At 68.0% G+C, this 7,822-nt stretch carries 7 protein-coding genes; 3 read left to right on the top strand and 4 right to left on the bottom strand.

Going from position 1 to position 7,822, the window contains the following annotated elements; all coding sequences use genetic code 11:
* Positions 1-356: 356 nt before the first annotated feature.
* Both tyrS and IJ15_RS0113890 read right to left on the bottom strand, forming a co-directional pair.
* Positions 357-1,634 (bottom strand): tyrosine--tRNA ligase, encoded by a 1,278-nt coding sequence (gene tyrS, locus IJ15_RS0113895; RefSeq protein WP_031938949.1) that lies wholly within the window; start codon positions 1,632-1,634, stop codon positions 357-359.
* Positions 1,635-1,653: 19 nt separating this feature from the next.
* Positions 1,654-2,271 (bottom strand): DNA-3-methyladenine glycosylase, encoded by a 618-nt coding sequence (locus IJ15_RS0113890; protein WP_231569531.1) that lies wholly within the window; start codon positions 2,269-2,271, stop codon positions 1,654-1,656.
* A gap of 115 nt (positions 2,272-2,386) precedes the next feature.
* Between IJ15_RS0113890 and IJ15_RS0113885 the strand changes: the two genes are divergently transcribed.
* Genes IJ15_RS0113885 through IJ15_RS0113875 form a run of 3 tightly spaced genes read left to right on the top strand, consistent with a single transcriptional unit; the run spans position 2,387 to position 4,502 of the window.
* Positions 2,387-3,133 (top strand): ABC transporter ATP-binding protein, encoded by a 747-nt coding sequence (locus tag IJ15_RS0113885; protein ID WP_031938947.1) that lies wholly within the window; start codon positions 2,387-2,389, stop codon positions 3,131-3,133.
* A complete protein-coding gene (locus IJ15_RS0113880; protein ID WP_031938946.1) occupies positions 3,130-3,891 on the top strand; it encodes an ABC transporter permease in 762 nt (253 codons plus the stop codon). The genes IJ15_RS0113885 and IJ15_RS0113880 overlap by 4 nt, the downstream gene beginning before the upstream one ends.
* On the top strand, positions 3,891-4,502 hold the full coding sequence (locus IJ15_RS0113875; protein ID WP_031938945.1) for a TetR/AcrR family transcriptional regulator: 612 nt from the start codon (positions 3,891-3,893) through the stop codon (positions 4,500-4,502). The genes IJ15_RS0113880 and IJ15_RS0113875 overlap by 1 nt, the downstream gene beginning before the upstream one ends.
* Here IJ15_RS0113875 and IJ15_RS0113870 read toward each other — a convergent pair.
* On the bottom strand, positions 4,499-4,717 hold the full coding sequence (locus IJ15_RS0113870; RefSeq protein WP_031938944.1) for a Trm112 family protein: 219 nt from the start codon (positions 4,715-4,717) through the stop codon (positions 4,499-4,501). The two genes, IJ15_RS0113875 and IJ15_RS0113870, sit on opposite strands and share 4 nt — an antisense overlap.
* Before the next feature lie 42 nt (positions 4,718-4,759).
* Positions 4,760-7,771 (bottom strand): acyl-CoA synthetase, encoded by a 3,012-nt coding sequence (locus tag IJ15_RS0113865; protein WP_051918873.1) that lies wholly within the window; start codon positions 7,769-7,771, stop codon positions 4,760-4,762.
* Positions 7,772-7,822 lie beyond the last annotated feature (51 nt).

Below are 7,822 nucleotides of genomic sequence, written 5' to 3'. Positions count from 1 at the left end.
TTCCGGGGCAACCGTTCCAGTCTATCCCGATCAGGAACCGAGTGCAAACTCGACTCCCATCCGGGCCTCCGGACGCAGTACAACCACCCTACCAGAGGGTGATTCACTGACCGGATCGTCAGGCGTTCTCCGTACAACCTCGTTTTCCCTCGCTGACCTGTGAAGATCGCGTCCGGGTCGGTGTCCGTGTCGCTCTGACCTGGAATAAGTTACGGGTCCCGACTCCGTATCGCCAAATCGCCTGGTCAGGACCCAACCGCGATACCCGCGCTTCACAAAGCCCCAGGTAGACCGAACGGGACGGGGTGAACCCCGTCCCGTTCGGGCCGAAAACGATCATGGTGACGCCGGACACGTCAGTCGGCGAGCACCTTGATGCCGGCGAAGTTCTTCCGTCCCCGTCGGATGACCAGCCATCGTCCGTGCAGCAGATCCTCCGCTGCGGGCACCCAGTCCTCGGCATCGACGCGCTGGTTGTTCACGTACGCGCCGCCTTCCTTGACTGCCCGCCGTGCCGCGCCCTTGCTCTCGCTCAGCCCGCTCGCCACCAGCAGATCCACGATCGTTCGCGGTGCATCCCCCGTGACCTCGGCGATCGAGGCCTCCTTCAGCGCGGAGGCGAGTGTCGACTCGTCCAGGTCGGTGAGCTCGGCGCGGCCGAACAGCGCCTTGCTGGCGAGTTCGACGGCGTCGGTGTCGGCCTGGCCGTGCACGAGCGTCGTCATCTCGGCGGCGAGCCGACGTTGCGCCTCCCGCGCCTGCGGACGCTCCGCGGTCGCGGTTTCGAGCTCGGCCAGCTCCTCCTGGGTGAGGAACGTGAACCAGCGCAGGTACTTCACCACGTCGGCGTCGCCCGTGTTCACGAAGTACTGGTACCAGGCGTACGGGCTGGTCATCTCGGGATCCAGCCACAGGCTGCCGCCACCGGTGGACTTGCCGAACTTCTTGCCGTCGGCGGAGGTCACCAGTGGAACCGTCATAGCGTGGACCGATTCGCCGTCGAGCTTCCGGTTGAGGTCGACTCCGGCGATGATGTTGCCCCACTGGTCGGACCCGCCGACCTGCAGCGTGCACCCGTAGTTGCGGCGCAGGTGCACGAAGTCGTTCGCCTGCAGCAGCATGTAGCTGAACTCGGTGTACGAGATGCCGTCCGACTCGAGACGCCGCTTGACGGTGTCCCGCGCGAGCATGACGTTCACCGAGAAGTGCTTGCCGATGTCGCGCAGGAAGTCGATCGCGGTCAGCTTCGACGTCCAGTTCGCGTTGTTCTCGATGACCGCGCCGGTCGGCGACTCGTCGAAGTCGACGAAACGCTCGAGCTGGGACCGGATGCGCTCCGCCCAGTCGGCGACGGTGTCGGCGGTGTTCATGACCCGCTCACCGACGTCACGGGGATCGCCGATCATTCCGGTGGCCCCGCCGGCCAGGACGATGGGGCGATGGCCCGCCCGCTGGAAGCGCTTGAGCGCGAGCAGGGGCACCAAGTGGCCGGCGTGCAGGCTCGGGCCGGTCGGGTCGAACCCGGCATACAAGGTGACTGGACCGGCCTCGGTCTCACGACGCAATGCGTCCAGATCGGTGGACTGGGCGATGAGGCCCCGCCAGGTCAGTTCGTCAAGGATGTTCTCAGTCACGCACCCGATCATCCCACCGTCAGGTGCCGGCCGGTGCGCGCGGGCTGCGGCGATAGGCCGACACGGCCGGCGATCCCGGGATCCACAGCCGCCACGGCCGGTCGGCCGCCACCGAGATCCCCACCCGCGGACCACTGCTGTGAGCGATGCCGGGGCCAAGTGCGAGGCTCGTATCTGCGTCGTCGCCGAACAGGTCGAGGCCGTTGTCGTCGAGCGTCAGACCCAATGCCGATCCGAGGTTGCCCGGTCCACGGGCCGCATCGAAGTGGCGCCGGACTCCGGGCCGGCGGGACGCCACGAGTTCGTGGCCCTCGACGATCTCCGCCGCACGGAGCAGCACTCCCCCAGCCACCCCGTCGGGTCCGTACGAGACGTTCGCGCAGACATGCATCCCGTAGCTGCGGTAGACGTACAGGTGACCCGCGGGTCCGAACATGACCGAGTTCCGCCGGGTCGGTCCACGGAAGGAATGCGCCGCCGGGTCTGGCCACGGCCCGTCGGGGTCACCTCCGTACGCCTCGACCTCGACGATCCGCGCACGCACCGCGCCGACGGTCAGAGTCCCGCCCAGGACGGCCCGGGCCGCCGCGAGCGGGTGGCCGGCGTCGCGCAGGATGCCTCGTCCGGGGGTAGTCACGGTGACGATTGTGCACCGACGTGCCGCCGAGGCATCCGGATCGTTGACGGGCGCTCCCGGGCGGGCCGACAATTCATCGAACGGTGAGTTCATCACTCGATGAATCGAGGTCGTCATGGCCCAGTCGTCCGCCGCGCCCGTCGCGGCGATCGAGATCCGCGAGCTCACGGTCCGGCGTGGCGGCGCCCCCGCGCTGCGAGATGTCTCACTGTCGATCCCCTCCGGGTCGGTGACGGGGCTACTGGGGCCGTCGGGCTGCGGAAAGACCACCCTCATGCGGTGCATCGTCGGCACCCAGATCGTGGAGTCCGGCACCGTCACCGTCCTGGGCAGGCCGGCAGGAGCGACGGATCTGCGTCGTCGGATCGGCTACGTGACCCAGGCGCCGAGTGTCTACCTGGATCTGACGATCAGGGACAACGTGCGGTACTTCGCGTCGCTGTACGGCCGCGGCAACGACGCCGTGGCCGACACCATCGAGGCGGTCGGGCTGACGAGTCACACCCACCACCAGGCCGGCGATCTGTCCGGCGGTCAGCTCGGCCGTGTGTCGTTGGCGTGCGCGCTGGTCGCCCAGCCGGAGCTGTTGGTACTCGACGAGCCCACCGTCGGGCTCGACCCCGTCCTGCGCGCCGAACTGTGGGAGCACTTCGCGTCGCTGGCCGCGGCGGGCACGACGCTGCTGGTGTCGAGTCACGTGATGGACGAGGCCGACCACTGCGAGAGTCTCCTGCTGCTGCGGGACGGCCGGCTGCTCGCACATCTACCACCGGACGAACTGCGGCGTCGCACCGGCAAGTCGAACCTGGAGAACGCCTTCCTCTCGCTCATCCGGGAACAGCAGGTGGAGGTCGAACGATGATCATCACTCCTCGGATCTACGCCGCGAGTACGACCCGCATCCTGCGTCAACTCCGCGTCGATCACCGGACCGTCGCGATGATCCTGGTGGTGCCGTCACTGCTGATGGTGCTGCTGTACTTCCTGTACCAGAACGTGCCGACTCCACCCGGGCAGACGCCACTGTTCGACCGGATCGCGATCACGATGCTCGGAATAATCCCCTTCATCGTGATGTTCCTGGTGACGTCGATCGCGATGCAACGCGAGCGGAGTTCCGGCACCCTCGAACGTCTGCTGACAACTCCGTTGTCGAAGCTCGACCTGCTGGCCGGCTACGGCACCGCGTTCTCGATCGCGGCCGCGGCCCAGGCCGGTCTGGCCTGCGCGGTCACCTTCGGATTCCTGAGCCTGTCCACCGAAGGCAGCGTCGTCTGGGTGCTGCTCATCGCTGTCGTCAATGCGGTCCTGGGAGTTGCGCTGGGCCTACTGTGCAGTGCGTTCGCCCGGACCGAGTTCCAGGCCGTGCAGTTCATGCCGGTCATCGTGATCCCGCAACTCCTGCTGTGCGGGCTACTGGTGCCGCGCGGGCAGTTGCCGCAGTGGCTGGAATGGATCAGCAACGTGCTGCCACTGAGCTACGCGGTGGAGGCACTGCAGCAGGTGGCCACCAATCCCGGCACGACAGCAGTGATGTGGCGCGACCTCGGGATCGTCGCCGCGTTCGTCGTCGTCGCGCTGAGTCTCGGCGCCGCGACACTGCGTCGGCGGACACCGTGATGGCGGAACCGTCCGCATCCACCCGGACGGGCCGACGGCCCGGACGCTCGGGTACCCGCGAGAGGATTTTGCAGGTCGCCCGGAACCAGTTTGCGGACAAGGGATTCGACCACACCACCATTCGGTCGATCGCGGCGGAATCCGGTGTCGACTCGGCGCTCGTCCACCACTACTTCGGGACGAAGCAACGTCTGCTGGTCGACGCGATCGAACTACCGCTCGACCCCGCAACGATCCTGGACGCACTCGAGGACGCGCCGGTCGACAATCTGGGTGAGGCACTCGCGCGGACGGTGATCGAAGTCTGGGACTCCGCCCACCAGACGGCCGTTGTCGCCGCGGTGCGGTCCGCGCTGACGGGGACTGAGCAGAGCCTCGTTCGCAGCTTCCTGCTCGAGGTCGCGTTGAAGGGGATCGCCGCGCGAGTGGATACTCCGGCCGGAACCGGAGATCTGCGCGTCGCGCTCGTCGCCTCACAGATGACGGGCATGTTCGTCACCCGTCACCTGCTGAGGATCGACGCCCTGCGAGCCTTGACCACCGAGCGCACCGTTCGGCTCATCGCGCCGACGCTGCAGCGGTACCTCACCGGCCCGCTGGAACCGAACTAGTCGGACTCGGACGCAACGCCGCGCGCGACGAAGTCGTCGTGCTCGGTATCGGTGACGTCGCGAGCCTCGTCGATCAGCAGCACGGGGATTCCGTTCTCGATCGGGTAGGCCCGGCGCAGTCGCGGGTTGTAGAGCACGTCGTCACCGATCAACAGCAACGGCCCCTTGTCCTGCGGGCACGCCAGAATGCTGAGCAGGGTGGGATCAATAACCACTTCAGTCCTCTCGGGCCGTCCTACGATCTCGGCCGGTCCAGGCTACAAGTCGGCGACCAAGTGCTCACGCGGGCACCCACCCGGCGTCGCCGGGACGTCGGCGAACGTCGCTGCCGCCGCCTTGGTGAGCCGCTTGTACCGGCCGGTGTCCACGTCCAGGAACCAGGCGTGCGTGCTCGGCTTCGGAAGCCCCGCCGTCTGCAGTTCCGACGCCCGAGGGCGATACGACGCGCCGAGGGGAATGTGGTCGACGACGTGCACGATGTCGGGGCACTGCTCGATCGGCAACCGCCCGAGCGCGGCCCCGATCTCCGCTGCGCTGGGGCTGTGGCCTTCGTGGACGGTGATCGCCGCGACCGCGACCTGGGAGAGACCCGCGGCCACCGGGTAGGCGACCGCGAGTTCGACGTGCGGCATCTCGCCGAGGGCGTCGACGATCGGCTGGGTGAACACCGGTCCGCGTGCGGCCGTGACCACGGTGCGCTTGTGGTCGACCAGCCAGTAGTCCCCGTCCACGTCCCGCCGGAAGAGGTTCTCGGTGGGCACCCAGGCGTCACCGGCAGCGAAGACACCGCGCATCACGCCCGGAACCGCCTCGGCACGTGCGCCCGGCCGGCCGAGAAGCAGACCCACCTCGTCGTCCTCGCACTCGCGGACGAATCCCTGGGCGTCTTCGAGTAGACGCCCTTCGATCGGGTCGTACGCGCCCAGTCGCACCTCGGCACTGCCGGGGAGCGGACGCCCCTTGGAACCGACTTTCGCGCCCGATACGTTCACAAGCACCACGTCGCCCTCGGTGGACGCGTAGAACTCCAGCACCTGCGCCGGGGCGAACCGCTCGGTGGTTCGGCGCCAGAGCCCGGGCGGCATGCCCGACCCGATGAACAGGCGCACCGGATGTCCGTGCTCGAACGGCAGCAACTCCGCGTCGAGGATCTCGCGCAGCATCGTCCACGTGTAGCTGACGACGGTGACACCGTAGCGGTGGATCTCCTCCGCGAAACGGTCCGGATCCAGCCCGCGCGACAGCGCGATCCGCGAACCGCCCGCGATCGCGCCTCCGAGCGTGGCCATGAGCCCCGACGAATGATGCAGCGGCGCCAGGCAATACACCGTGTCGCCGCGGCTGAGCGAGGCCGCGGAGGCCGTGCCGAACGCGGAGAGCGCCCACCGGTAGTTGGTGATGAACTTGGCCTCGAGGTTCGCGCTCGACCCACTGAAGATCACGAACGCCAACTCGCGAGCCAACCCGGGATCCGGTCGGTACCACCCGGGCAGGGTCACCGCGTCGGGATCAACCTGCTCGAGGTCGACCACGTCCGGACCCAGTTCGACGTCGAGACCGCGGAACTCGCCGCCACCGAGCACGAGAACCTTCTTGCCGGTCGCGGCAGCGTCCTCGACGTTGTCGGGGTCGGCGAGGATGCGGTCGACCCCACCGAGTCGCACCGCCTCGCCGAGGTCCCCGCCCGGCGGAAGCAGCACGGCGACGGCACCCAGCCGGGACAGGGCCGCGATCGCGACCAGCGCACTGGGCCGTGTCTCCATGAGGACACCGACGTGGTTGGCCGGCCGGACACCGACGTGGATGAGACCCCGGACGACGTTGTCTATACGCGTGTTGACCGCGGCGTTGGTGTGCACCCGGTCGTCGAACAGGAAGAACTCCCCGTTCGCGGCCTTGCGTCCCTGCTCGGCGAGCAACAGCCCCAGGGAGATCCGCGAGTGCGGCTGCAACTGACCGAGCCGGGCCAGCCGCGGCAGGGCGCGTGCCGCTTCGACGGACAGTTCGCGGGTACCGCGGACGGTGTCGGTGGCAAGATCGGCGATCCCCTTACCGACACCCACCCCGACCTCGGCAATGGACGCAACGGTGTGGGCGAGTCGGTTGGCGATACTGACGCCGCTGTCGGTGCCGGAGGGCTCGTCGTGGATCATCACGTCGACGGTCTCCGGGCGCGGGCCGAGGCCCTCCCGCCACCGAATCCACTCGCCGGTAGTCGGCCACGTCCGGGAGGCGGCAGCGGATCCGACGACGAGGCCGAAGTGCCCTGCGCGCAAGGTCGATTCGAACACCTCCGCACGGGGTGCGGCACGCTTGATCCCACGGACGGCGAGCGGCTGACCGATGTCGTCGACCTCACCGACGAACGCCAGGATCGGGCACGAGATCTCGGCGAGACTCACCGGGGTGTCCTTGATGACGAACCCGCCGGTCATCATCCGGTTGTGGACGATGAACTGCTTGAGCAGTTCGGCGACCGCCGGGCCGGACCACGCCACCCAGCCGTCCTGCGCCAGGAATCGGCGCTGCTGCTCACGCGGCAACAGGGCCTCGCGGTCGTGCAACTGCCACAGGAAGTCGAGTCGGGATTTGGCGGTCTTCACGGGGTCGAGCAACTGGAACCCGGTGCGCGCCATCCATCCGGCGATGGACAGCCGGTTGAACACGTGGTCGGCGAGGACGTCGGCGGCCTTGGTCGCGATGCCCTCGGGGATGTTGAACGGCAACGCGGCCAGCGTGTCGACGGGAGCACCGAAGGTGATCAGGGACGCGATGTTGCGGCACCGCCGGAAGGCCGCGGCCTGGTAGCAGAACATGCCGCCCTGCGAGTAGCCCGACAGGTGGACGTCACGACCGGTGTGTTCGTGGACACGGTCGATGATCTCGCTGATCGCGACGATGTGGTCCGCGAGTGTGCGGTCCCAGCCGCCCTCCTCGGTGTCCGGGGAGCCGAAGTCGACGACCCACGGATCGAGACCCATCTCGTGGAGGATCCCGACGGCTCCCTGGTCACGGGTGACGTCGTACACGTCCGCCGACATCATCATCGGCGGCACGAGCACGACCGGCGGACCCACCGGATCCGGCCCCGCGCCCGCGAAGTAGCGGCGCAGCCGATACATCGGGGCGCGCTCGACGATCTGGAACGGGGACGGTGTCGCCCCCGTCTCCAGACCGCCGAGACGGACAACTTCGAGACCGTTCTGCGCCGTGGCAACCGCTCGCCGAAGCGAACCCACCACATAGTCGGAGCTCAGACTCACCAGCACTCCCCCAGCAACCCATCGTGACTTGAATCACATCATCGTCGATGAGCCTTT

The organism is Prescottella defluvii, from assembly GCF_000738775.1.
In the GTDB taxonomy this organism is placed as follows: Bacteria; Actinomycetota; Actinomycetes; order Mycobacteriales; family Mycobacteriaceae; genus Prescottella; species Prescottella defluvii.
This window is presented reverse-complemented; position numbering and strand designations above follow the sequence as displayed.

Bases quoted from the DNA above. Each gene is read 5' to 3' on its own strand.
- IJ15_RS0113880 (WP_031938946.1), top strand. From the start codon at position 3,130: ATGATCATCACTCCTCGGATCTACGCCGCGAGTACGACCCGCATCCTG.
- IJ15_RS0113875 (WP_031938945.1), top strand. From the start codon at position 3,891: ATGGCGGAACCGTCCGCATCCACCCGGACGGGCCGACGGCCCGGACGC.
- IJ15_RS0113885 (WP_031938947.1), top strand. From the start codon at position 2,387: ATGGCCCAGTCGTCCGCCGCGCCCGTCGCGGCGATCGAGATCCGCGAG.